We start from the raw sequence: 22,485 nt of genomic DNA, 5'->3' as shown, positions 1-22,485 counted from the left end.
ACCCATCTAGAAGAAGCGCGGATCGTCGAAGGCGCCGGACGCCACCAGGTAGACGTAGAAGTCGGCGAGCGCGACGCTGAGCAGCGACGCCCAGGCCAGCTGCATGTGCCGGGCGTTCAGCTTCCCGGCCCACTGCCACATCCGGTAGCGCACGGGGTGCTTGGAGAAGTGCTTGAGCTTCCCGCCGACGATGTGCCGGCAGGAGTGGCAGGAGAGCGTGTACGCCCAGATCAGCACGATGTTGACGAGGAAGACGAGGGTGCCGAGGCCCATGTGGCCCCACGCGTAGTGCTCGTCGCGGAAGGCGAGCACGGTGTCGTAGGTCAGGATCCCGGCGACCGGGATCGCCGCGTAGAAGAAGTACCGGTGGATGTTCTGCAGGATCAGCGGGAAGCGGGTCTCGCCGGTGTACTTCTTGTGCGGCTCGGCCACCGCGCAGGCCGGCGGGGACGCCCAGAAGCCCCGGTAGTAGGCCTTGCGGTAGTAGTAGCAGGTCAGACGGAAGCCCAGCGGGAAGATCAGGATGATGATCGCCGGGGAGAGGCCCCACCAGGCGCCGAAGATCTCCCAGTTCGGGCCCGCCCGCATGGGCTCGCAGCGCTCGGCGAGACAGGGCGAGTAGAACGGCGAGACGTAGGGCGCCGCGTAGTAGTCCGCGTTCGCGAAGGCCCGCCAGGTCGAGTACACGACGAAGGCCAGCAGGCCGGCCGCGGTGGCCGCCGGGGCCAGCCACCAGCGGTCCTTGCGCAGGTGGGGTGCGGTGATCGCGGCGCGCGTGGCGGTGTGCACGCCGCGGGGCGTATGGGGTTCGGTGGCGGGGGGTTCCGTACCTGTGGCCAATTCATGACTCCGGTCGGCTCGGGACTCCGGACGGTTCAGGGGGCACGGCGGTCACGGGCGCCGAGTCCCTCGTCGTCCGTGTCGATCCACAGGGAGTCGTCGTAGGGCGTGTCGGGGATGGTGACCAGATCCGGCCGCTTGGGCGCGGTCGAGGTGGCCGCCGCCTCGCGCAGCAGCGCGACGCTCTCGCGCAGGTGGTCGGCGTCGGTGCGGACGCGACGCATCTCGAGGCCGCCGCGTCCGAGCTGTTGCTCCAGACGGCCGACGGACCGCGACAGATCGTCGAGGCAGCGCTGGACGGTTGTCAGATCGTCGTGCACGGACATGACGTGACCTCACTTCCGCGGGCCCGCGGGCCCTGGACGGCGACGCTCATGCGCCTGCGAGTGTTGCGCGTCACACCTGTGGATGTGAAGGCGTGTGCAGCGATTGGCCGATCGCATGCCCTCGGCGCACGCCCGAACGCGCTCTGTGTGCGCCGGGGGCGGCTACTGCTCCGCACGGGTGAGCTTGCGCGCCCCGCCGCCGTGTCGCCCCCGGCAGGCGAACCCTTTCCTCTTCAGTGGTCCGTAGATCAGATCAGCTCCAAAATACCGCCAAATGTGAACATAACGCACCCGTGTCAGCGGCGGCAGCGGCTCCCCGGAGGTACCTGAGATGACTCACGACGGCGTCGGACTGCGCGCGGTCATGCGCTCGGTCGCCTTCCTCACCGCGGGCGCGCTGGCGGTCCCCGCCCTGACCGCCTGTGGAAGCGACGACAAGGCCGGCAAACCGCTGGCCCCCCAGGACATCGCCCGGGTCACCCGCGCCCAGGTCGCCGAGGGCGGCACCCTGCGCTGGGCGATGGACGCCGTACCGGAGACCTTCAACACCTTCCAGGCCGACGCCGACGCCACGACCACCCGGATCGCCCAGGCCGTCCTGCCGTCGATGTACCGGATCGACGCGAACGGTCGGCCCGCCCGCAACCCCGACTACCTGGAGTCCGCCAAGGTCGTCGACACCGAGCCCCGGCAGGTCGTCCTGTACAAGCTCAACCAGCAGGCCGTGTGGAGCGACGGCCGTGAGATCGGCGCCGCCGACTTCGCGGCCCAGTGGCGCGCCCTGTCCGGCAAGGACAGCGCCTACTGGACCGCCCGCAACGCCGGCTACGACCGCATCGAGAAGATCGAGCGCGGGGCGAACGACCTCGAGGTCCGGGTCACCTTCCGCCGCCCCTACTCCGACTGGCAGTCGCTGTTCTCCCCGCTGTACCCGAAGGACGTCATGGGCACCCCCGACGCCTTCAACGACGGTGCCCGGCGCAAGCTGAAGGTCAGTGCCGGGCCGTTCGCCCTGAAGCAGGTCGACCGGGAGCAGGGGCGGATCCGGCTCACCCCCAATCCGCGCTGGTGGGGGCGGCCCGCCAAGCTCTCCGAGCTCGTCCTGACCGCCGTCGGCCGGGAGGAGCGGGCCGCCGCGCTCGCCGCCGGGAAGATCGACCTGGCCGAGATCGACCAGGCCGCAGCCCAGCGCATCGACGGCGCCGCCCAGGGTGGGGCCGGACCGCTGGCCGGCCCCGGCGGCGGCCGCAACGCCGCCAAGGCACCCGGCCCCTGGGCGCTCGCCCACGACTCCGACGGGGAGACGGCCCAGGACGAGAAGTACGCCCGCCAGAAGCTGAGCAAGGCGGTCGCGACCTGGGAACGCCAGCAGAAGGCGCTGCGGGACTTCGAGGTGCGCAAGTCCCTGGAGCCGGCCTACACCCAGCTCGCGCTGAACGGAGCCGACGGTCCCCTCGCCGACGAGCGGGTGCGCCGGGCGGTGGCCCGGGCACTGGACCGCGAGGAACTGGTCGAGCTGGTGCTCGATCCGCTGGGCCTGCCCGCGGTCCCCGTCGGCAGCCACCTCGCCCTGTCCGGGCAGGAGGCCTACGCCGACAGCAGCGGGGCGCTCGGCGGGCAGGACACGAAGGAGGCCCAGGCGCTGCTCGCGGACGCCGGCTGGGTCCCCGGCGGCCCGGTCGAGAAGAAGGAGAGGGAGAAGGCCGCCGGAGCCGAGCGGGAGAAGAACGCGGGGAGCGGCAAGAGCGGCGAGGAACCGTCCCGGGGCGGCGACGACGGCACGTACATCGTCGGCGAGGACGACAAGGCGCCCGGGCGGGCGGAGCGCGAACACGAGGACCGCGGCCGGCAACTCGCCCACGAGGGCAAGCAGTCCGTCAACCAGCACGGCGTGCCCGGCGCCTACGCACCCCGCGGCACCGCCGCCCCCGCCGGGGCCGCGAGTGAGGCGCTGGCCAAGGACGGCAAGGCGCTCACCCTGCGGTTCGTGCTGCCGAGCGGCGCGGGCTCGGAGCCCCTGCACGCGGTCGCCGAGCGGATCACGCGGATGCTGGACAAGGTCGGCATCCGCACCGAGATCACCAAGGTGGCCGACGACAGCTACTTCAGGGACCACATCGCCTCCGGCGAGTACGACCTGGCGCTGTACTCCTGGCCCTCCTCCGCCTTCCCGGCCACCGACGCCCGGCCGATCTACGCCAAGCCCGTGCCGGCCGCCGACGGCTCGCTGAGCGTCGAGCAGAACTACACCCGGGTCGGCACCGACCAGGTCGACCAGCTGTTCGACGAGGCGATCTCGACCCTGGACGAGGAGGAGCAGCGGTCCCTGCTCCGCAAGGCCGACGCCCGTATCTGGGCCGCTGCCGGATCGATTCCTCTCTACCAGCGCCCCCAGCTGACCGCGGCGAGGAAGAACGTGGTCAACGCCGGCGCCTTCGGCTTCCAGACCCCCGTCTACGAGGACATGGGCTTCCTGAAGAAGGGCGCGAAGATGCCGGCGGGCCCGTCCGAGAAGTGACGTGAGGGGCGAGGTGACATGAACCTCGTGGCCCTGCGGGGGTCGCGCCGCGCGGGGCCACGTACCATGGGGTGAGGCCGTGGCGTGTCAAGCCCGGCAGGGCCCGCGTAACACAGACGTACGCAGCAGGGCCGGTCCTCACACTCCGGGAGAACGCCGCTTTATGGCCACGCGCCACGACATTCGCAACGTAGCCATCGTCGCCCACGTCGACCACGGCAAGACGACCATCGTCGACGGCATGCTGAAGCAGGCCGGTGCCTTCGCCGCCCACCAGCTCGACTCTGTCGACGACCGCATGATGGACTCGAACGACCTGGAGCGTGAGAAGGGCATCACGATCCTCGCCAAGAACACCGCGGTGAAGTACCACCCGAAGGACGGCGGGGAGCCCATCACCATCAACATCATCGACACCCCCGGCCACGCCGACTTCGGTGGCGAGGTCGAGCGCGGTCTGTCGATGGTCGACGGTGTCGTCCTGCTCGTCGACGCCTCCGAGGGTCCCCTGCCGCAGACCCGCTTCGTGCTGCGCAAGGCGCTCCAGGCCCGCCTGCCGATCATCCTGTGCATCAACAAGACGGACCGGCCGGACGCCCGGATCGACGAGGTCGTCAACGAGACCTACGACCTCTTCCTCGACCTGGACGCCGACGAGGAGCAGATCGAGTTCCCGATCGTCTACGCCTGCGGCCGCGACGGCATCGCCTCGCTGACCAAGCCGGCCGACGGCACCGTGCCCGCGGACTCCACCAGCCTGGAGCCGTTCTTCTCCACGATCCTGGAGCACATCCCCGCCCCCACCTACGACGAGGACGCCCCGCTCCAGGCCCACGTCACCAACCTGGACGCCGACAACTTCCTCGGCCGTATCGCGCTGCTTCGCGTGCACCAGGGCGAGCTGAAGAAGGGCCAGACCGTCGCGTGGATGAAGCGCGACGGCTCCGTCACCAACGTGCGCATCTCCGAGCTGATGATGACGGAGGCGCTCACCCGAAAGCCGGCCGAGAAGGCGGGCCCCGGTGACATCTGCGCCGTGGCCGGTATCCCGGACATCATGATCGGTGAGACCCTCGCGGACACCGAGAACCCGGTTCCGCTGCCCCTGATCACGGTCGACGAACCCGCGATCTCCATGGTGATCGGCACCAACACCTCCCCGCTGGTCGGCCGTGGCGCCACCGGCAAGGGCGCGGACAACAAGTCCGCCGTCAAGGACCGCAAGGTCACCGCCCGCCAGGTCAAGGACCGCCTGGACCGCGAGCTGATCGGCAACGTCTCGCTGCGCGTGCTGGACACCGACCGCCCGGACGCCTGGGAGGTGCAGGGCCGCGGTGAGCTGGCGCTCGCCATCCTGGTCGAGCAGATGCGCCGCGAGGGCTTCGAGCTGACCATCGGCAAGCCGCAGGTCGTCACCAAGGACGTGGACGGCAAGGTCTACGAGCCCGTCGAGCGCATGACGATCGACGTGCCCGAGGAGCACATGGGCGCGGTCACGCAGCTCATGGGCGTCCGCAAGGGCCGGATGGACAACATGTCGAACCACGGCTCCGGCTGGGTGCGCATGGAGTTCGTGGTGCCCTCGCGCGGTCTCATCGGCTTCAGGACCGAGTTCCTGACCCAGACCCGCGGCACGGGCATCGGCCACTCCATCCACGAGGGCTTCGAGCCCTGGTTCGGCACGCTGCAGACCCGCAACAACGGCTCGCTGGTCGCCGACCGCTCCGGTGCCGTCACCGCGTTCGCGATGACGAACCTCCAGGAGCGCGGCGTGCTGTTCGTCGAGCCCGGCACCGAGGTGTACGAGGGCATGATCGTCGGCGAGAACTCCCGCGCCGACGACATGGACGTCAACATCACCAAGGAGAAGAAGCTCACCAACATGCGGTCCTCGACGGCCGACGTGGCGGAGTCGATCGTGCCGCCGCGCAAGCTGTCGCTGGAGCAGTCGCTGGAGTTCTGCCGCGACGACGAGTGCGTCGAGGTCACCCCGGAGGCCGTGCGCATCCGCAAGGTGAACCTGGACGCGCGCGAGCGCGCCCGCGCCGCGAGCCGCGCCAAGCACGGCTGACGACCGGCTGATCGCCGGCCGCTCGAGCCGCTGACAGTACGTCACCGAGCCCGGGTGTCCCCATCTTGGGGGCGCCCGGGCTTTTCGCAACCCGTTTTTCCGGCGTCGCGCGGCCCTCGGTGTCCGAAATGCGGAGATCCTCGCCCGATAGCCATGTAACACGTCCGTTTCGCGGCCTTCTCGCGCCAGACAGTTTGTCCAGATTTTGGAAGATCTAGGCGTGAGCTGTGACTGAATTGAGATTTAAAGACAGTGGTCGCCACTTGGCGCATGGCAGATAGTTAGCCGCGTAGCGCTCGGGTCAATGGGTCTCGCGCTGTGGGGACAGCGCCGACTCACGAGCACCAGGGGGTGTCTGACCCTCCGTCAGGGGTGTCGGAGGACAGACGAGCGCCCCCTCCTGTTGGTGAACGCGTGGAGTCACGAGGAGGAGTCCCATGTCTTCCCTAGCCGATCGGTCCTCAGGCCGGCACGTCCCCGCACGCGGCGAACGTCACTGAGTTCGCGTCCGGCCGCCCCGTGCGGCCGTTCGACTACGCGCGTCCGGCTGCGGGTTCATCCCTCGCACACCGGCACGCCCTGACGTCCCTTCCTGCACCGTCCAGCGGTCGCGCACACCCTGACGCGACCGCCGGTCCGGCACACCCACACCTGTGAGATGGGCGAACTGTGACAAGTCCTACCGACATTGAGGGCGGCGGAACGTCGGTCGTCGTCGACGGCGACCAGGGCCCGAGGACCGAAACCGAGGCCAAGGCGCCCGTGGGCCGCTCCCCGGGGCAGCTGATGTGGCTGCGCTTCAAGCGCGACCGCACGGGCGTCGTCTCCGCCTACGTCGTGGCGTTCTTCTTCCTGATCGGACTGCTCGCCCCGCTGATCTCCAAGCTCTACGGCAAGAACCCGTACACGGTCTACGCGGACGAGCGGCCCGAGTTGTTCGACAGCGCGGGTGTGCCGGTGCAGCCCAACGGCGGCATCAGCGGCGAGTTCTGGTTCGGCCTCGAGCCCGGCAACGGCTACGACGTCTTCACCAAGCTGCTCTACGGGATCCGCAACTCCCTGGGCATCTCGCTGGCGGTCACCGTCGCGACCGTGCTGACCGGCATCGTCCTCGGCGTCGCGGCCGGCTACCTCGGCGGCAGGACGGACTACCTGATCAGCCGGCTGATCGACTTCCTGCTCGCCATCCCCTCCCAGCTGTTCTTCATCGCGAGCATGCCGGTCGTGGTCTCCCTCTTCGTCAGCCCCCGCGACGAGACGCCCGTCTACGTCCGGGTCGTCGCGCTGATCGCGGTGATGTGGTTCCTCGGCTGGATGAGCCTCGCCCGGATCCTGCGCGGCACCGCCCTCGCCCTGCGGGAGAGGGAGTTCATCGAGGCGGCCAAGGTGAGCGGGGCGCCGCCGGGCCGGATCATCCGCAGGGAGATCATGCCCAACGTGGTCACGCCGATCCTGGTGCAGGCCACCTACATGCTGCCGAACTTCGTGACCGCCGAGGCCGGACTGTCCTTCCTCGGCGTGGGCCTGGTCGAACCGACCCCGGACTGGGGCCAGATGTTCTCCAAGGCGGCCACCGAACTCGTGATGCAGAACGACATCACCTACATGTTCTTCCCCGGGGTCTCGATGATCATCTTCATCGTGGCATTCAACCTGCTCGGGGACTCGGTCAGGGACGCCTTCGATCCCAAGACGGCCCGCTGACCGACGCGTTGGGGCGTCTCCTCGCCCGACCTCCCGGCCGGCACGCACACCGCCGGCCCGCACATCGCAGGCACTTCGTCGGCACTGGTGAACACACAGATGGGTGGGAATTGAGTGATGGGTAAGGGTGGACGCCACGCGTACGCCGCGCTCTCACTGCTCGCGGCGGGAGCGCTCGTGCTCACCGGCTGCAGCGAGGGCGGCAGCAAGGAAGGCAACGGCAAGGAGGACAAGGAGAACGCCGAACGGCAGCAGTCGTCCATCGAGTTCGGCGACGCCAAGGCCTCGACCGGCCCGGCCGCCGAGGTACCCGGCGCCAAGCCCGGCGGCACGATCACGGTCCTCCAGCGCGACTCCTACGCGCACCTCGACCCCGGCCAGATCTACGTCTCCGACGAGATGGCCCTGTCGCAGCTGATCCACAGAGGTCTGACCGGCTACAAGGCCACCAGCGAGGACGGCAAGGAGCACATGGTCGTCGGCGACCTCGCCACCGACAGCGGGACCACCACCGACGGCGGCAAGACCTGGAAGTACACGCTGAAGGACGGGATCAAGTGGGCCGACGGCTCCGCGATCACCGCCGCCGACGTGCGCCACACCTTCGAACGCCTCTTCGCGCCGTTCATCTCCAACGGCCCGACCTACATCCAGCAGTGGCTCGCCGACACGCCGGGCACCGGCTACCGCAGCCTGCTGAAGGACGGCCCGTACAACGGCAAGCACCTGCCGGACACCGTCCTGGAGACGCCGGACGACAAGACCATCGTCTTCAAGTTCAAGTCGGCCAAGCCCGACCTGCCCTACGCGCTGGCCATGGCCGGCTACTCGATCGTCTCGCAGAAGAAGGACACCAAGGAGCGGTACGACAAGGCCCCGATGACGGCCGGCCCGTACAAGATCCAGGAGTTCAAGTCCGGCAAGTCCATGACCCTGGTGAAGAACACCAGCTGGGACGCGAAGACCGACCCGATCCGGCACCAGTACGTCGACGGGTTCAACATCGCCTTCAACAAGCAGTTCGAGGACTCCACCAAGGCGATCCTCGACGACTCCGGGGCCAACGCCACCGCGGTCAGCTTCACCAACGAGGTCGACGCGGGCAACCTGTCCAAGATCCTCGCCGACGCGGCGCTGAAGTCCCGTACCATCTCCGGCTACCAGCCGTACGTGGGTCAGATCAACATCAACCTGACCCACAAGGAGATGCAGGACAAGACGGTCCGCGAGGCCATCGCCTACGCCCTGCCGATCACCCCGTTCGTGCGCGCCTACGGCGGCACCGCGGCCCGTGAGGTGGCCGGCGGTCTGATCAGCCCGACCGTCTCCGGCTACAACCCGGATTTCGACCCGTTCGGCAAGAAGAAGAAGCCCGCCGGTGACCCGGCCAAGGCCAAGGAACTGCTGGAGAAGGCCGGCAAGACAGGCCTGAAGCTGACCTTCGGCTACATCAACACCCCCGAGGGCCAGCAGTACTCCACCGCCATGGCGGCGGGCCTGGAGAAGGCCGGCTTCGACGTCCAGCGCCAGGAGATCCCGGCCGAGACGTACTACGACCAGGTCAACAAGGTCAAGAACAACTTCGACATCTACCACACCGCGTGGGGTGCCGACTGGCCGAGCGCGTCGACCGTCATCCCGCCGCTGTACGACGGACGCCAGATCCAGGACGGCGCCTCGAACTACTCGCACATCAACGACCCCAAGGTCAACGCCGACATCGACAAGGCCAGCGTCATCACCGACCCGGTCAAGGCCGCGGAGGCCTGGAACAAGATCAACGAGTACATCGTGAAGGACGTCGTCTCCAACATCCCCACGGCGTACTACAAGCAGACCCAGATCGCCGGTTCCAAGATCGGCGGCCTCGTGTACGACGACGTCATCGGCGGCGTCGACCCGCGCAGGCTGTTCGTGAAGTAGCCCTTTCCGACCGCGGCGCCCGGTGCGCCCCGTCCCGAGCGACGGGGCGCACCGCGCCGCACGGCCTACGAGCCCGAAAGCTGCCACTGAGATGCTGCGCTTCCTCCTTCGCCGGACCATCGGCTCGATCGTCATCCTGGTCCTGCTGACCGTCGTCGCCTTCCTGCTCTTCTTCGGCATGCCCCGTGACCCGGCGCTGCTGATGTGCGGCAAGACGTGCACGCCCGAGGCACTGGAGAACATCCACCGCACGCTCGGCATCGACAAGTCGATCCCCGAGCAGTTCTGGATCTTCCTGCAGGGGCTCGTCATGGGCCGCGACGACTTCGCCCAGGGACCCTGCCCCGCCCCCTGTTTCGGCTACTCGTACCACACCAACGAGCAGGTCTGGTCGACCCTGATGGACCGGCTGCCGCTCACCGTCTCGCTCGCGTTCGGCGCCACCGTCGTGTTCCTCCTGGTCGGGCTCGGCACCGGCATGCTGGCCGCCTGGCGGCGCGGAACGGTCGTGGACAAGACGTTCACCGCGGGCTCCATGGTGCTCAGCTCCATGCAGATCTACTTCCTGGGCCCGCTCGCGCTCGCCGTGCTGGTCTACCAGACCCACATCTTCGACGAGCCCCGGTACACCGACCTCACCGAGAATCCCGTCGCCTGGTTCACCGGACTGATCATCCCCTGGGTCGTCCTGTCCACCATCTTCGCCGCCCAGTACACCCGTATGGCCCGCTCGTCGATGATCGAACAGCTCCAGGAGGAGCACGTCCGCACGGCCCGCGCCAAGGGCATGAGCAGGCGGTACGTCTTCTTCCGGTACGCCTGGCGAGGTTCCCTCATCCCGATCGTCACCATCCTCGGCATCGACCTCTCGTCGATGCTCGGCGGCGCGATCATCACCGAGTACACCTTCGGACTGCCCGGGCTGGGGCATCTCGCGGTGGAGTCGGTGCAGTTCAGCGACCTTCCGCTGCTGCTGGGCGTGATGCTCTTCGCCGCCGCCGTGATCCTGCTGTGCAACATCGTCGTCGACGCCCTGTACGCCGCGATCGACCCGCGCGTGCGGCTGTCCTAGTCCGCCCGTTGAGGAGCACTGTCGTGACCACTTTGACCAAGGAGGCCGGCGCCCCCGGCCCGGCCGGCGCGGGCGGGTTCCTGTCGGTGCGGGACCTGCACGTCAGCTTCCGGACCGAGGACGGCGTCGTACGGGCCGTCGACGGACTCTCCTTCGACCTCGAACGCGGCCGCACGCTGGGCATCGTCGGGGAGTCGGGCTCCGGGAAGTCCGTCACCAACCTGACCGTCCTCGGCCTGCACAACCCGATGTTCACCACCGTCGAGGGCGAGATCCTGCTGGAGGGGCAGGAGCTGACCACGGCCCGCGAGTCGGAGCTGGAGAAACTGCGCGGCAACAAGGTCGCGATGATCTTCCAGGACCCGCTGACCGCGCTCTCCCCCTACTACACGGTGGGCCGGCAGATCGCCGAGCCCTACATGAAGCACAAGGGCGCCTCGAAGAAGGCGGCCTGGGAGCGCGCGGTGGAGATGCTCGGCAAGGTCGGCATCCCCCACCCCAGGGAGCGGGCGAAGGACTACCCCCACCAGTTCTCCGGCGGTATGCGCCAGCGCGCGATGATCGCCATGGCGCTGGTCTGCGACCCCGACCTGCTGATCGCCGACGAGCCGACCACCGCGCTCGACGTGACCGTCCAGGCGCAGATCCTCGACCTGCTCAAGGACCTCCAGCAGGAGTTCGGCTCGGCGATCATCTTCATCACCCACGACCTGGGCGTCATCGCCGACATGGCCGACGACATCATGGTGATGTACGCGGGCGGCGCGATCGAGCGCGGCTCCGTGGACGAGGTGCTGCGCGCACCCCAGCACCCCTACACGTGGGGCCTGCTGAACTCCATGCCGCGGCTGGACTCGGACCTCGGCGTGCCCCTGGCGCCCATCCCGGGCAGTCCGCCGTCCCTGCTCACCCCGCCGTCGGGCTGCCGGTTCCATCCGCGCTGCACCTTCCAGGACCGGGTGGGCGGCAACCGCTGCGTCACCGAACGCCCGCTATTGGCACCGGACCGGGCCTCCGCGTGCCATCTCACGGCGGCACAGAAGCGCACCATCTTCATCGAAGAGATCAAGCCCCGGCTGGGCTGAGGCCAGGAGGACACGTGAAGAAAGAGGACCTCGTCCTTCCCGCGCCCCGGGAGTCCGCGGCCGCGGCCGGTGGTGCCGGGGAACCGCTGCTCGTGGTGGAAGGGCTCACCAAGCACTTCCCGGTCAAGGGCGGGTTCCCGATCCGGCGCACGGTCGGGCAGGTGCAGGCCGTGGACGGCATCGACCTGACCGTGCACGTCGGTGAGAGCTTCGGCCTGGTGGGGGAGTCCGGTTGCGGCAAGTCCACCACCGGGCGGCTGATCACCCGGCTCCTGGAGCCGACCGCCGGGACGATCACCTACGGGGGACGGGACATCAGCCACGCCTCGCGCAAGCAGCTCGCGCCGGTGCGGTCCGAGATCCAGATGATCTTCCAGGACCCGTACTCCTCGCTGAACCCCCGGCAGACTGTCGGCAAGATCATCTCCGGGCCGATGGAGATCAACGGTATCGACCCGGCCGGCGGGCGCGAGAAGCGCGTGCGCGAGCTGCTGGAGATCGTGGGTCTCAACCCCGAGCACTACAACCGCTTCCCGCACGAGTTCTCCGGCGGCCAGCGCCAGCGCATCGGTGTCGCCCGCGCCCTGGCCCTGGAGCCCAAGCTGATCGTCGCCGACGAGCCGGTCTCCGCGCTCGACGTCTCCATCCAGGCGCAGGTCGTCAACCTGCTCCAGCAGGTCCAGCGGGACCTCGGCATCGCGTTCCTGTTCATCGCCCACGACCTGGCCGTCGTACGGCACTTCTCGCAGCGCGTGGCCGTCATGTACCTCGGGAAGATCATCGAGGTCGGCGACCGGGCGTCCATCTACAGCCGGCCCCGTCATCCGTACACCCACGCCCTGCTGTCCGCCGTCCCGGAGGCCCGCGTCACGGACGGGGACGGGGCGCGGCGGGAGCGGATCCGGCTCGCGGGCGACGTGCCCTCGCCCATCTCACCGCCGTCCGGCTGCCGTTTCCGTACGCGGTGCTGGAAGGCGCAGGACAAGTGCGCCGCGGAGGAACCGCCGCTGGTCCGCATCACCGGCAACCACGAGGGACACCTGACCGCCTGTCACTTCCCCGAGGAGCCGACCACCGAGGGGCGGGGGGAGGACATCGTGCTCGATCCGGCGCTGGCGGCGTTGGAGGAGACCGGGGAGTGAGGTGGCCGGGGTCGTCAGGCGCCCTGCCGGTGCGGGTGCGCAGGAAGCGCCCGCGCCGGCACGGCCACCGTGATGGTCTCCGGGCTGCCGTCAACTCCCCGCGCTCCCAGTCGCCGTACTGCTCCCACCACCGCGCCCCGCCTCGGCGAGGGAGGCGGACAGCGCCCCGGCGCCCAGGAAGCGCAGGGCCGCCCGGCTCACCCGAGGCCGGTCCCAGCCGGCCGAGTCGAAGGTCTCGGTGAACGTCACCCGGTCCCCGGCCTGGACCGCCCTGCACCTCGTGCCAGACCCGTACGGCACGGTCCTGCGCGTCGGTGACCTCTCGGACCCGGTCCGGTGTCCACGTCTCCCAGGCGCGGGCGGGTGCCCTGGCGGGACACACGCGCCTGGGACGAGCATCGTGGCCGCCGGGTCGAGCCCGACGAGCCGCCCCGGATGCCCGCCGTCGCGGCCCGCGCGAGCAGCCGGCCCGTGCCGCAGCCGACGTCGAGGACGTCGGCGGACATCACGAGGTCACGGCAGAAGTCGTCGTCCGGCCCCACGGATCGACGCTGTCGTACAGCGCGGCGAGCGCGAGATCCCCGAACGAGTGATCGACCACCGCGGCAGTCTGTCACAGGAGGTGACGCACCACACAAGATCCACGGCATCGTGAATCTCCCTCGACAACCGTGCCCCCGGCCGGACATGCTCCTCGCGATGACCAGAATCGACGACATACCTCCCGCGTGGGACGAGCGCACCCAGCTCACCACCTTCCTCGACTACGCCCGGGACACCGCCCGCTTCAAGTGCGAGGACCTCTCCGACGCCGACGCCCGCACGGCGCCGCTGCCGACCTCGCCGCTGATGACCGCGGGCGGCCTGATCAGCCATCTGCGCTGGGTGGAGTACTACTGGTTCCAGATGGTCTTCCTCGGCGAGGAGGGCGACGCCCCCTGGACCGAGGACGACCCCGACCGCGAGATGCGCATCGCCGCAGACTTCCCGCTCGCGCAACTGCTCGACGAGTACGCGCAACAGGCCGAGCGCTACCGGAAGCTGGTCGCCGAGCACGACCTCGACACCAAGGCGAAGCGGCCGGTCGGCGACGGCCGCCACGTGGACCTGCGCTGGATCCTGCTGCACCTGATCGAGGAGACGGCCCGGCACAACGGCCACCTCGACATCCTGCGCGAGCACATCGACGGCAGGACCGGGGCGTAGGAGTTCCTGCCCGTAGGCACCGCGGACGGGGCCGGGCGGCCCGTCGCCCGGCCTTGGCGTGTCCGGCGCCCGGCCTTGGGAGGCTGCCCGGCGTCCGCGGTCGCGACCCGGTCGGCCGACCGCGGACCCGAGGGCACGAATGGGCGGGTGTCAGACCGCCGTCCAAGGCCGGATTTGGGCACGCGGGCGGGTGTCAGACCGCCGTCCAAGGCCGGATTTGGGCACGCGGGCGGGTGTCAGCCCGCCGTCCAAGGCCGGATTTGGGCACGCGGGCGGGTGTCAGACCGCCGTCCAAGGCCGGATTTGGGCACGCGGGCGGGTGTCAGACCGCCGTCCAAGGCCGGAGCTTGTCGGGGTTGAGCACGGCCCAGATCCGCTTGATCCGGTCGTCGGCTACGTCGAAGGCGAGCACCGCCGCGGTGACGCCGTCCAACCGGGCCACCAGGCCGGGCTGGCCGTTGACCGCGGACTCCAGGATCGTCACACCGGGCACCGCCTCGGCCCGTTCGGCGAAGAAGCGCGCGACCTGCTCGGCACCCTCGACCGGGCGGAGCGCGGCGGGGACGAGTCCGCCACCGTCGCCGGTCGCCGTGGCGTCCGGGGCCAGCAGGCCGACGAGGGCGTCGATGTCCTTGGCCTCCCAGGCCTGTTTGAAGGCCCTGACGACGTCGGCGCGCTGGGCCGCGGGGACCGCCGGGGCCGCGGAGGGCTGCGAAGCGCGCACCCGGCGGCGGGCCGACGAGGCCAGCCGGCGGCACGCCGCCGGCGTACGCCCGACGATCTCGGCCACCTCGGCGAAGGTGTAGCGGAAGACGTCGTGGAGGACGAACGCGACGCGCTCGGCCGGGGTCATCGAGTCGAGCACGACGAGGAAGGCCATGCCGACCGACTCGTCGAGGGTGACCCGGTCGGCCGGGTCGGCGGTGGCGCCGCCCCACCGCCCGCTGATCCACTCCGTACCGTCGGGCAGCGGCTCCGGGATCCACTCACCCACGTAGCGCTCCCGCCTGGCCCGCGCCGAGCGCAGCAGGTCGAGACAGATACGACTGGCGACGGTCGTCAGCCAGCCCCCGGGGGACTCGATCGCCTCCTGCTGCCGTGGGGACATGGCGTACCAGCGCGCATACGTCTCCTGTACGACGTCCTCGGCCTCGGCCAGCGAGCCGAGGAGCCGGTACGCGAGATTGATCAGGTGACGCCGCTCGCTCATGATCGCGCTCAGGTCCGGATCGAGCCGGCCGTCTCGCTCGGACGGGCTGGTCATGGTGTGGACGACTCCCTTGATCGCACGGGTCCTCACCGGTTCGACGAAACAGCGGGCCGAACTGTGAGGCGGGCGCCCGCCTCACATTCCGACGGGCTGTGCCGTCGGACTGCTGGAAACCGGAATACCCCTGAGGAGCGATCCAGCATGACGACCCCGACCGAGCTCGGCCGGCTGACGGGCGACTACGTCCTCGACACCGCCCGCACACGCATCGGCTTCACCGCACGGGCGGCCCTGGTCTCCAGGGTGCGCGGGACGTTCGACGAGTTCGAGGGCAGCGCGCACCTCGACGGCGAGAGCCCGTCGAGGTCCGCCGCCCGGCTCGTGATCCGGGCGAGGAGCGTCCAGACTCGCAATTCCAAGCGCGACGACCACCTGCGCGGCAAGGACTTCCTGGACTCGGACGACCATCCGGCCATCACCTTCGTCACGACGCGGGTCGAGCCGACCGGCGCGAACACCTTCGCGGTCACCGGTGACCTGACCGTCCGCGGTGTGACCAAGCCGGTCACCATGGACCTCCAGCTGACCGGAGCCGACGGCGATCCGCGGGGCGCCCTCCGGGTCGGCTTCACGGGCCGGGCGGCCGTCAGCCGCAAGGACTGGGCGGTCAGCGGGGGCGGGGGCCTGATCAGCGACAAGGTGACGCTTGAATTCCACATCGCCGCCGTCCGTCAGACCTGACGAGGCGCGCGGAGTTCCTGTCACGCCCGGCCCTCCGGGAAGGAGTGAAGGCCCGCGCTGGGTGGGCGCGGGCCTTCGTTCCCCTGGACCGGACGTTCATGGGCTCGGGTCAATGGGCCGAGAAAGTCCGCTCCGGAAGGGGGCGGCTGACGGAATTGGGGTGTGTCAGGCCGCCGCCTCGGGGTCCTTGGCGAGACGCGGAGCCGGCACGGTGGCCCGGGAGTCCGCCGTCTCGGGGTAGTGGCAGGCCGTGAGGTGGCCGGGCTTGTTGCCCTCGACCTGGACCAGCGGCGGCGCCTCGCTCGCGCACTTGTCCGTCGCCTTCCAGCAGCGGGTGCGGAAACGGCAGCCGGAGGGCGGGTTGATCGGCGAGGGAACGTCGCCGGTCAGGCGGATGCGCTCACGGGCCGGGGCTCCCTCCTCCTCCACCGTGGCCTCGGGCACGGCGGACAGCAGCGCCCGGGTGTAGGGGTGGCGCGGGTTGCCGTACAGGTCCTCGCGGTCGGCGATCTCCACGATCTTCCCGAGGTACATGACGGCCACGCGCTGCGAGAAGTGCCGTACGACGGCCAGGTCGTGGGCGATGAAGACGAACGCGATGCCGAGGTCCCGCTGGACCTGCTGGAGCAGGTTGACGACCTGCGCCTGGATGGAGACGTCGAGCGCGGAGACCGGCTCGTCGGCGACGATCAGCTTGGGCTCCAGGGCCAGGGCGCGGGCGACACCGATGCGCTGGCGCTGGCCGCCGGAGAACTCGTGCGGGAAGCGGTTGTAGTGCTCGGGGTTGAGACCCACGATCTCCAGCAGCTCGCGCACGCGCTTCTCGCGCCCGCCGGCCGGGTCGATGCCGTTGATCTCCATCGGCCCGGAGATGATCTTGCCGACAGTCTGGCGAGGGTTGAGCGAGGCGTAGGGGTCCTGGAAGATCATCTGGATCTCGGACCGCACCGGCGCCAGCTCCTTGCGGCCGGCGTGGGTGATGTCCTTGCCCCGGTACGTGATCTTCCCGCCGGTGGGCTCCAGCAGACGCGTGATCAGGCGCCCGGTCGTCGACTTGCCGCAGCCGGACTCGCCGACCAGGCCGAGGCTCTCGCCCTCGTTGACCTGGAAGTCCAGCCCGTCGACCGCCTGCACGGCACCGACCGTGCGCCGGATCGGGAAACCGCCCTTGATCGGGAAGTGCTTGGTGAGCCCGGAGACGTCCAGGAGGGGAGTGGTGCTGCTCATGGTGGTGAAATCCCGTCTCTTGTACGTCAGTTGGCCGCGCTGCCGGCGAGGTCGCCGAAGAACTCGCGGCGCTGGCCGTCGGTCAGGTGGCAGGCGCTGCCCCGTCCGTCCACGATCTCCAGGAGCGGACGCTCCTTGGAGCACAGGCCCCCCTCGACCTTCTCGGCGAAGGCGCAGCGCGGGTGGAAGCGGCAGCCCGACGGCGGGTTCAGCAGCGAGGGCGGGGACCCCGGGATCGGGTTGAGCGGCACGTCCACGGGGTGGTCCAGGCTCGGCATCGAGCTGAGCAGGCCCACGGTGTAGGGGTGCTGCGGGTCGCGCAGCACCTCCTTCTTGGTGCCGCGCTCCACGCACCGCCCGCCGTACATCACCAGCACGTCGTCGGCGATGTCGGCGATGACGCCCAGGTCGTGCGTGATGAAGATGATCGCGGTGCCGAACTCCCGCTGGAGGTCCTTGAGCAGGTCCATGATCTGCGCCTGCACGGTCACGTCGAGGGCCGTGGTCGGCTCGTCGGCGATCAGCAGCTCCGGGTCGCAGACCAGGGCCATGGCGATCATGGCTCGCTGGCGCATACCGCCGGAGAACTGGTGGGGGTAGTCGTCGACCCGGATCTCGGGCTGCGGGATGCCGACACGGGTCAGCATCTCGACGGCCCGCTTGCGGGCGTCCTGCTTGGAGCAGCCCGTGTGCTTCCGGTACGTCTCGGCGATCTGCGCGCCCACCGTGTGGTACGGCGACAGCGAGGTCAGCGCGTCCTGGAAGATCATGGACATCTTGTTGCCGCGCAGCTTCTCCAGGGTCTTCTCCGGAGCGCCGTTCAGCTCCTCGCCGTCGAGGACGATGGAGCCCTCGATCGCGGTGCTGTCCGGGTTGTGCAGGCCCAGGATGGTCAGGTTGGTGACCGACTTGCCGGACCCCGACTCACCCACGATGCCCAGCGTCTTGCCGCGGTGGAGGTCGAAGGAGAGACCGTCGACGGCCTTGACGGTGCCGTCCTCGGTCGAGAAGTGCACCTTCAGGTCCTTGATGGACAGGAAGGGCTGCTGATCGGTGCTCGTCACGGGGACGCTCCAGAGGGGGTGACGCTAGGGGGTGGCTGGCGGGGGGCGGGCGGGGGTCAGGCGAGCCGGATACGCGGGTCGATGAGGGCGTAGCAGGCGTCCACGACGATGTTGGCGATCACCACGAAGGACGCGGTGAGGACCATGACACCGAGCAGCATCGGAAGGTCGTTGGTGGAGACGGACTTCACGGCGAGCATGCCGATGCCCTGGATGCTGAAGGTCTTCTCGGTGATCATGGCGCCGCCGAGCAGCACGCCCAGGTCGATGCCGAAGATGGTGACGATCGGACCCATCGCGCCGCGCCAGGCGAAGCGGAAGAAGACGGTACGGCGGGAGAGGCCCTTGGCGCGGGCCGTGCGGACGTAGTCCTCGTTGAGCGTCTCGACCATCTGGGAGCGCGTCATACGGGTGTAGTTCGCGGTGAAGATCAGCGCCAGCACCAGCCACGGCAGCAGCAGTCCGCCGAACCAGGCGCCGGGATTCTCGGAGAAGGGCGTGTACGACGGCTGGGACATGATCTGCCACTGGTACACGAAGAGGAACATGGCCAGCGTGCCGACGAAGTAGATCTGCATCGAGGAGGCGACCAGCGAGGCACCACTGGCCAACTTGTCCAGCGCCTTGCCCTGCTTCACGGCGGCGAGCATGCCGGCGCCGATGCCGAAGACAAGGAAGACCACGGCCGCGCCGAGGGTGAGCGAGAAGGTCGTGGGGAAGCGGTCCAGCACGGTGGCCATGACGGGCTCGCGGTTGATGAACGAGTAGCCCAGGCAGGGCGCGTCGCAGTTGCCGAAGCCCGGGTACTCACGGCCCAGGAAGATGCCGGTGAGCCAGTGCCAGTACTGCATCGGCACGGACTCGTCCATCCCCGTGTTGTGTCTGATGAGCGCGAGCGTCTCCGGGGTGCAGATCTTGCCGCACGCCATCCGGGCCGGGTCGCGCGGCACCGCGTAGAAGAGCATGAACGTGACCGCGCTGATGATCAGCAGCGTGATCACGGCACCGAGGAACCGGCGGGTGAGGAAGCGAAGCATGGGGGAGTGGCTTTCCTGGGAGGGCCGTCGTACGGATCGGGCCGGGCCGGGGTGACCGGAGGCCCGGAGGACGAGAGCCGAGGGATGGGGGGCGGACGTCGGCCGCCCCCCACCGCTCAGGGGTGGATCAGGCCTTGACGTACATCTTGTAGAGCATGCAACCGTCGAAGTTCGGGTCCATCTTCACGTTGCCGAGCTTGGAGCCGTGCAGGTAGATGCGCTTCATGTACACGTCGGGAATGAAGGCGCCCGTCTCCGTGACCTGCTTGTCCAGGGCGGCCCACATCTTGTTGGCCTTGTCCTGGTCGGGCTCGGCGGTGGCCGCCTTGATCGCCGCGTCGATCGCCGGGTCCTTCAGGTGCGAGTAGTTCTGGCCCTGGTCGACGACGTTCTTGCTGTGGAACAGCGGCTCGAAGACCGAGAAGCCGGTCGGCCAGTCGGAGGACCAGCCGCCCCAGTAGATGTCGAAGCCGTTGTCGAGCTTGCCGATCTGGTCGTACCAGGTGGTGGAGTCGATGCCCTTGGTGACGACCTCGAAGCCGGCCGCCTTCAGGGCGTTCTCCACGACGACCTTGATCTTGGCCTGGGTCTCGTCCTGCTGGTAGGCGTAGACGATCTTGGCGCCGCTCTTGCCGGCCTTCTCCAGGATCTTCTTCGCGGCCGCCGGGTCGCCCGCCGGGTTCTTCAGCTTGCCCCAGACGTCCTGCGACTCGTAGCCGGCGACGAGCGGGCTCATGATGCCGGTCGCGTAGTCACCGCGGTGGGTGCCGCCCATCAGCTGACGGATGGCGGCGGTAGGCCAGGCCTTGATGAGCGCCTCGCGGACGGCCTTGTCGGTGACGCGGGAGGTGTTGATCCAGTAAACGCTCACACCGTTGCCGAGCGCCTCGAAGGTGCGGTCCTTCGCCTCGGTGGTCGCCTTCTGGATGCGCTCCTGCGGGATGGTGCGCCACGAGACGGCGTACTGGTCGTTGCCGGCGTCGGCGAGCAGACGGTCGATCGCGGTCAGCTGCTCGATGCCGAAGGTGAAGTCGAACTGGTCCGGGTAGGCGTTGCGGATCGGGTCCGTGTTCGGGTCCCAGTGCTCGTTGCGGACCAGGACCATCGACTTGTCGGTGACGTGGGTCTTGACCTTGTAGGGGCCGTTGGACACCGGCTTCTTGTCGTAGTTCTGCTTGGTGTCCTTCTTCACCGGGGTCGGCGCGTAGGAGTGCATCGCGACGACGTAGTTGAAGTCGGGGCGCGCCTCGGACAGGCGGAAGGTGATGGTCTTGCCGCTGGTCTCGATCGACTTCAGGTGCTTGCCGGTGTACGGGCCCGGGTAGCTCTTGCGGTACTCGTCGCTGCCCGTCAGCCACTTCTGGGCGTAGTTGGCGCCCTCGGTGATGAAGTCGGCGAAGCCGCGCTCGAAGCCGTGGCGGACGTCGTCGACGGTGACGTCGGTGCCGTCCTCCCACTTGACGCCGTCCTTCAGGGTGAAGGACCAGGTCTTGCCGCCGTCCTTCATGGTGCCCGTGTCGGTGGCGAGGTCGCCGACCAGGGTCATGGAGCCGTCGTCGGCGACCTTGTAGCCGGTCAGGGTGCGGGAGATGACGACCGCGGCCAGCGAGTTCCAGGCGTAGTAGATGCGCTGCGGGTCGAGGTGCGAGAAGTCGTCGTCGTTCAGCAGGGAGACCTTGCCGCCCTTCTTGGCGCCGGGAACCTCCGGAGCCGGGCCCTTCGAGTCCTCCGCGGTGCCGATCTTGACCGTCGTGGCGTTGGCCTTGGCCGCTTCCTGCTTGCCACCGCCACCGGTGTTGGTGGTGGAGTCACCGCTGCTGCACGCGGTGAGCACCGAACCCGCCGCGGCGGCGACGCTGGTGGCTATCAGGAAGTTTCTGCGCGAAAAGGACATCGCATCCTGCCTAGGGAAGTGAGTTGATGAGAGGGGTTCCGGCACCCCGGCGGCGTTGCCGTGGTCCTGAAAAGGGCCGGAGTCAGCGCTTGGTCTTCGGGTCGAGCGCGTCGCGTACCGAGTCACCGAGCAGGTTGAACGCCAGTACGAAGATCACCATGGCCAGACCCGGGAAGAGCAGGAAGGTGATGTCGTCCTGGTAGAACTTGGCGGCGTACCCGATCATGGCGCCCCAGTCGGGGGTCGGGTCCTGAAGGCCGACGCCGAGGAACGCGAGACCCGCTTCCGTGGTGACCATCAGCGGGAGGATGAGGGTCGCCTGGATGAGGATCGGCGTCCAGAGGTTCGGCAGCAGTTCCTTGAAGATGATGCGTGCCGGAGAGGCACCGGTGACCTTGGCGGCCTCGACGAACTCCCGCTCGCGCAGGGCCAGCACCTGGCCGCGCAGCAGTCGGGCCATGGAGGCCCAGCCGAAGACGGTGAGCAGGCCGATCAGGCAGGTGACCGTGAGCCACACGGGCGTGTTCTCGTCCGGGGCGACGAACAGCGCGATCACCACGGGCGTGAAGGCCACGAAGAACAGCTGCGACGGGAAGGCCAGCAGGATGTCGATGACCCGGCCGATGAACCAGTCCGTCTTGCCGCCGACGTAACCGGCGGTCACGCCGATCACGACTCCGATGATGACGACGAGAACGGTGATGCCGGTCGCGATCAGCAGCGAGTTGCGGATCGCGTACAGCAGGAAGGTGAAGACGTCGCGGCCGAGCTGCGGGTCGATGCCGAACCAGAACTCGCCGCTGATGCCGCCGTTGGGCCCCACCGGGAAGCCGTTGTCGCCGAGCAGGCCGGGCGTGTTGATGCCGTACGTCGTGTACGGGTCCTTGCCGTACAGCTTCGCGATCAGCGGTGCGCACAGCGCGACCACGAAGAAGAAGATCACGATGTACGCGGATACGACGCCCGTACGGTCGCGCTTGAACCGGCGCCAGGCCAGCTGCCCGGGGGAGCGGCTCTCGTTGGCCTTCGGAGCGTCAGAAGTGGTCGACTTCTCGACGCTCTCGTCGGTCACCTCAAGCGGGGCAGCCGCTGATGGAGTTGGGGGGGTCATGGTGCTCCTGGCCCAAGGGAGGGTCTGATGACTCCGCAGGGCACTCCCCTACGGGCTACGCGGGACTTTTTCAACGCAATTCGTTCAAGGTCAATAAATTCTGGTCTGCCTTGGTTTTCTCTTTACCTTCTTTACCTTCTCTTGACCGTACTGTAGCTACGCGTGTAGCGCACCGTGATCGTTCCGTGTCCGTAATCGGGCCAACAGGGCAAAACAGACAACGAGTTCGATATCCGGATGCCTCAGTGTCGAAATGCGTACATCCCGTGGTCGCTTTCCAACGGTTCTGCATCGGATGCCGGTGATCTGTTGCG

18 protein-coding genes are annotated in these 22,485 nt (G+C 68.8%); 9 read left to right on the top strand and 9 right to left on the bottom strand.

Annotated features, from left to right (window positions below):
- Positions 1 to 6 precede the first annotated feature (6 nt).
- Both ACIHAR_RS33020 and ACIHAR_RS33015 read right to left on the bottom strand, forming a co-directional pair.
- Complete coding sequence (locus ACIHAR_RS33020; protein ID WP_365472365.1) at positions 7 to 840, bottom strand: hypothetical protein; 834 nt, start codon at positions 838 to 840, stop codon at positions 7 to 9.
- 35 nt (positions 841 to 875) lie between these two features.
- Entirely contained in the window at positions 876 to 1,166 is a 291-nt protein-coding gene (locus tag ACIHAR_RS33015) for a hypothetical protein (protein WP_365472368.1), read from the bottom strand.
- A gap of 331 nt (positions 1,167 to 1,497) precedes the next feature.
- On the opposite strand from ACIHAR_RS33015, the gene ACIHAR_RS33010 reads away from it, so the two are divergent.
- From ACIHAR_RS33010 to ACIHAR_RS32980, 7 genes are all read left to right on the top strand, one after another.
- The gene (locus tag ACIHAR_RS33010) at positions 1,498 to 3,684 is read left to right on the top strand and encodes an ABC transporter family substrate-binding protein (protein ID WP_400022962.1); all 2,187 of its coding nucleotides are present in this window, start codon (positions 1,498 to 1,500) and stop codon (positions 3,682 to 3,684) included.
- Between the two features lie 163 nt (positions 3,685 to 3,847).
- On the top strand, positions 3,848 to 5,755 hold the full coding sequence (typA, locus tag ACIHAR_RS33005; protein ID WP_365472374.1) for a translational GTPase TypA: 1,908 nt from the start codon (positions 3,848 to 3,850) through the stop codon (positions 5,753 to 5,755).
- Between the two features lie 669 nt (positions 5,756 to 6,424).
- Entirely contained in the window at positions 6,425 to 7,459 is a 1,035-nt protein-coding gene (locus ACIHAR_RS33000; protein WP_400022961.1) for an ABC transporter permease, read from the top strand.
- A gap of 117 nt (positions 7,460 to 7,576) precedes the next feature.
- Positions 7,577 to 9,382 (top strand): ABC transporter substrate-binding protein, encoded by a 1,806-nt coding sequence (locus ACIHAR_RS32995; RefSeq protein ID WP_365472380.1) that lies wholly within the window; start codon positions 7,577 to 7,579, stop codon positions 9,380 to 9,382.
- A gap of 91 nt (positions 9,383 to 9,473) precedes the next feature.
- Positions 9,474 to 10,454: an ABC transporter permease gene (locus tag ACIHAR_RS32990; RefSeq protein ID WP_365472383.1), complete on the top strand. Its 981-nt coding sequence runs from the start codon at positions 9,474 to 9,476 to the stop codon at positions 10,452 to 10,454.
- 23 nt (positions 10,455 to 10,477) lie between these two features.
- On the top strand, positions 10,478 to 11,539 hold the full coding sequence (locus ACIHAR_RS32985) for an ABC transporter ATP-binding protein (protein WP_365472385.1): 1,062 nt from the start codon (positions 10,478 to 10,480) through the stop codon (positions 11,537 to 11,539).
- Positions 11,540 to 11,553: 14 nt separating this feature from the next.
- Complete coding sequence (locus ACIHAR_RS32980) at positions 11,554 to 12,681, top strand: ABC transporter ATP-binding protein (protein WP_400022960.1); 1,128 nt, start codon at positions 11,554 to 11,556, stop codon at positions 12,679 to 12,681.
- Between the two features lie 90 nt (positions 12,682 to 12,771).
- On the opposite strand, the gene ACIHAR_RS32975 is transcribed toward ACIHAR_RS32980, so the two are convergent.
- Entirely contained in the window at positions 12,772 to 12,930 is a 159-nt protein-coding gene (locus tag ACIHAR_RS32975) for a hypothetical protein (RefSeq protein WP_400022959.1), read from the bottom strand.
- Between the two features lie 450 nt (positions 12,931 to 13,380).
- Here ACIHAR_RS32975 and ACIHAR_RS32970 point away from each other — a divergent pair, with 450 nt between their 5' ends.
- The gene (locus ACIHAR_RS32970; protein ID WP_400022958.1) at positions 13,381 to 13,887 is read left to right on the top strand and encodes a DinB family protein; all 507 of its coding nucleotides are present in this window, start codon (positions 13,381 to 13,383) and stop codon (positions 13,885 to 13,887) included.
- A gap of 322 nt (positions 13,888 to 14,209) precedes the next feature.
- Here ACIHAR_RS32970 and sigJ read toward each other — a convergent pair whose 3' ends face one another.
- Entirely contained in the window at positions 14,210 to 15,151 is a 942-nt protein-coding gene (gene sigJ, locus ACIHAR_RS32965; protein ID WP_365473262.1) for an RNA polymerase sigma factor SigJ, read from the bottom strand.
- Between the two features lie 147 nt (positions 15,152 to 15,298).
- Here sigJ and ACIHAR_RS32960 point away from each other — a divergent pair, with 147 nt between their 5' ends.
- A complete protein-coding gene (locus tag ACIHAR_RS32960; protein WP_365473265.1) occupies positions 15,299 to 15,838 on the top strand; it encodes a YceI family protein in 540 nt (179 codons plus the stop codon).
- Positions 15,839 to 16,003: 165 nt separating this feature from the next.
- Here the strand turns inward: ACIHAR_RS32960 and ACIHAR_RS32955 are convergent, their stop codons facing one another.
- The 5 genes from ACIHAR_RS32955 to ACIHAR_RS32935 form a co-directional block, all read right to left on the bottom strand.
- Positions 16,004 to 17,065 (bottom strand): ABC transporter ATP-binding protein, encoded by a 1,062-nt coding sequence (locus tag ACIHAR_RS32955; protein ID WP_400022957.1) that lies wholly within the window; start codon positions 17,063 to 17,065, stop codon positions 16,004 to 16,006.
- Positions 17,066 to 17,091: 26 nt separating this feature from the next.
- On the bottom strand, positions 17,092 to 18,129 hold the full coding sequence (locus ACIHAR_RS32950; protein WP_365469766.1) for an ABC transporter ATP-binding protein: 1,038 nt from the start codon (positions 18,127 to 18,129) through the stop codon (positions 17,092 to 17,094).
- A 56-nt stretch (positions 18,130 to 18,185) separates the two neighbouring features.
- The gene (locus tag ACIHAR_RS32945; RefSeq protein ID WP_365469763.1) at positions 18,186 to 19,166 is read right to left on the bottom strand and encodes an ABC transporter permease; all 981 of its coding nucleotides are present in this window, start codon (positions 19,164 to 19,166) and stop codon (positions 18,186 to 18,188) included.
- A 127-nt stretch (positions 19,167 to 19,293) separates the two neighbouring features.
- On the bottom strand, positions 19,294 to 21,060 hold the full coding sequence (locus ACIHAR_RS32940) for an ABC transporter substrate-binding protein (protein WP_365469760.1): 1,767 nt from the start codon (positions 21,058 to 21,060) through the stop codon (positions 19,294 to 19,296).
- Between the two features lie 82 nt (positions 21,061 to 21,142).
- Positions 21,143 to 22,132: an ABC transporter permease gene (locus tag ACIHAR_RS32935; RefSeq protein WP_365469757.1), complete on the bottom strand. Its 990-nt coding sequence runs from the start codon at positions 22,130 to 22,132 to the stop codon at positions 21,143 to 21,145.
- Between the last annotated feature and the right edge of the window lie 353 nt (positions 22,133 to 22,485).

The organism is Streptomyces sp. NPDC052016, from assembly GCF_044548445.1.
Classification (GTDB): Bacteria; Actinomycetota; Actinomycetes; order Streptomycetales; family Streptomycetaceae; genus Streptomyces.
Note: the sequence above shows the minus strand (reverse complement) of the source record. Positions and strands in the feature narration are given on the sequence as shown.

Excerpts from the sequence above, each read along its gene's own strand:
- ACIHAR_RS32990 (WP_365472383.1), top strand. The coding sequence starts at position 9,474 with ATGCTGCGCTTCCTCCTTCGCCGGACCATCGGCTCGATCGTCATCCTG.
- sigJ (WP_365473262.1), bottom strand. The coding sequence starts at position 15,151 with ATGACCAGCCCGTCCGAGCGAGACGGCCGGCTCGATCCGGACCTGAGC.
- ACIHAR_RS33015 (WP_365472368.1), bottom strand. The coding sequence starts at position 1,166 with ATGTCCGTGCACGACGATCTGACAACCGTCCAGCGCTGCCTCGACGAT.
- ACIHAR_RS32940 (WP_365469760.1), bottom strand. The coding sequence starts at position 21,060 with ATGTCCTTTTCGCGCAGAAACTTCCTGATAGCCACCAGCGTCGCCGCC.
- ACIHAR_RS32970 (WP_400022958.1), top strand. The coding sequence starts at position 13,381 with ATGACCAGAATCGACGACATACCTCCCGCGTGGGACGAGCGCACCCAG.
- ACIHAR_RS32995 (WP_365472380.1), top strand. The coding sequence starts at position 7,577 with ATGGGTAAGGGTGGACGCCACGCGTACGCCGCGCTCTCACTGCTCGCG.
- ACIHAR_RS32960 (WP_365473265.1), top strand. The coding sequence starts at position 15,299 with ATGACGACCCCGACCGAGCTCGGCCGGCTGACGGGCGACTACGTCCTC.
- ACIHAR_RS32945 (WP_365469763.1), bottom strand. The coding sequence starts at position 19,166 with ATGCTTCGCTTCCTCACCCGCCGGTTCCTCGGTGCCGTGATCACGCTG.
- ACIHAR_RS33010 (WP_400022962.1), top strand. The coding sequence starts at position 1,498 with ATGACTCACGACGGCGTCGGACTGCGCGCGGTCATGCGCTCGGTCGCC.
- ACIHAR_RS32955 (WP_400022957.1), bottom strand. The coding sequence starts at position 17,065 with ATGAGCAGCACCACTCCCCTCCTGGACGTCTCCGGGCTCACCAAGCAC.
- typA (WP_365472374.1), top strand. The coding sequence starts at position 3,848 with ATGGCCACGCGCCACGACATTCGCAACGTAGCCATCGTCGCCCACGTC.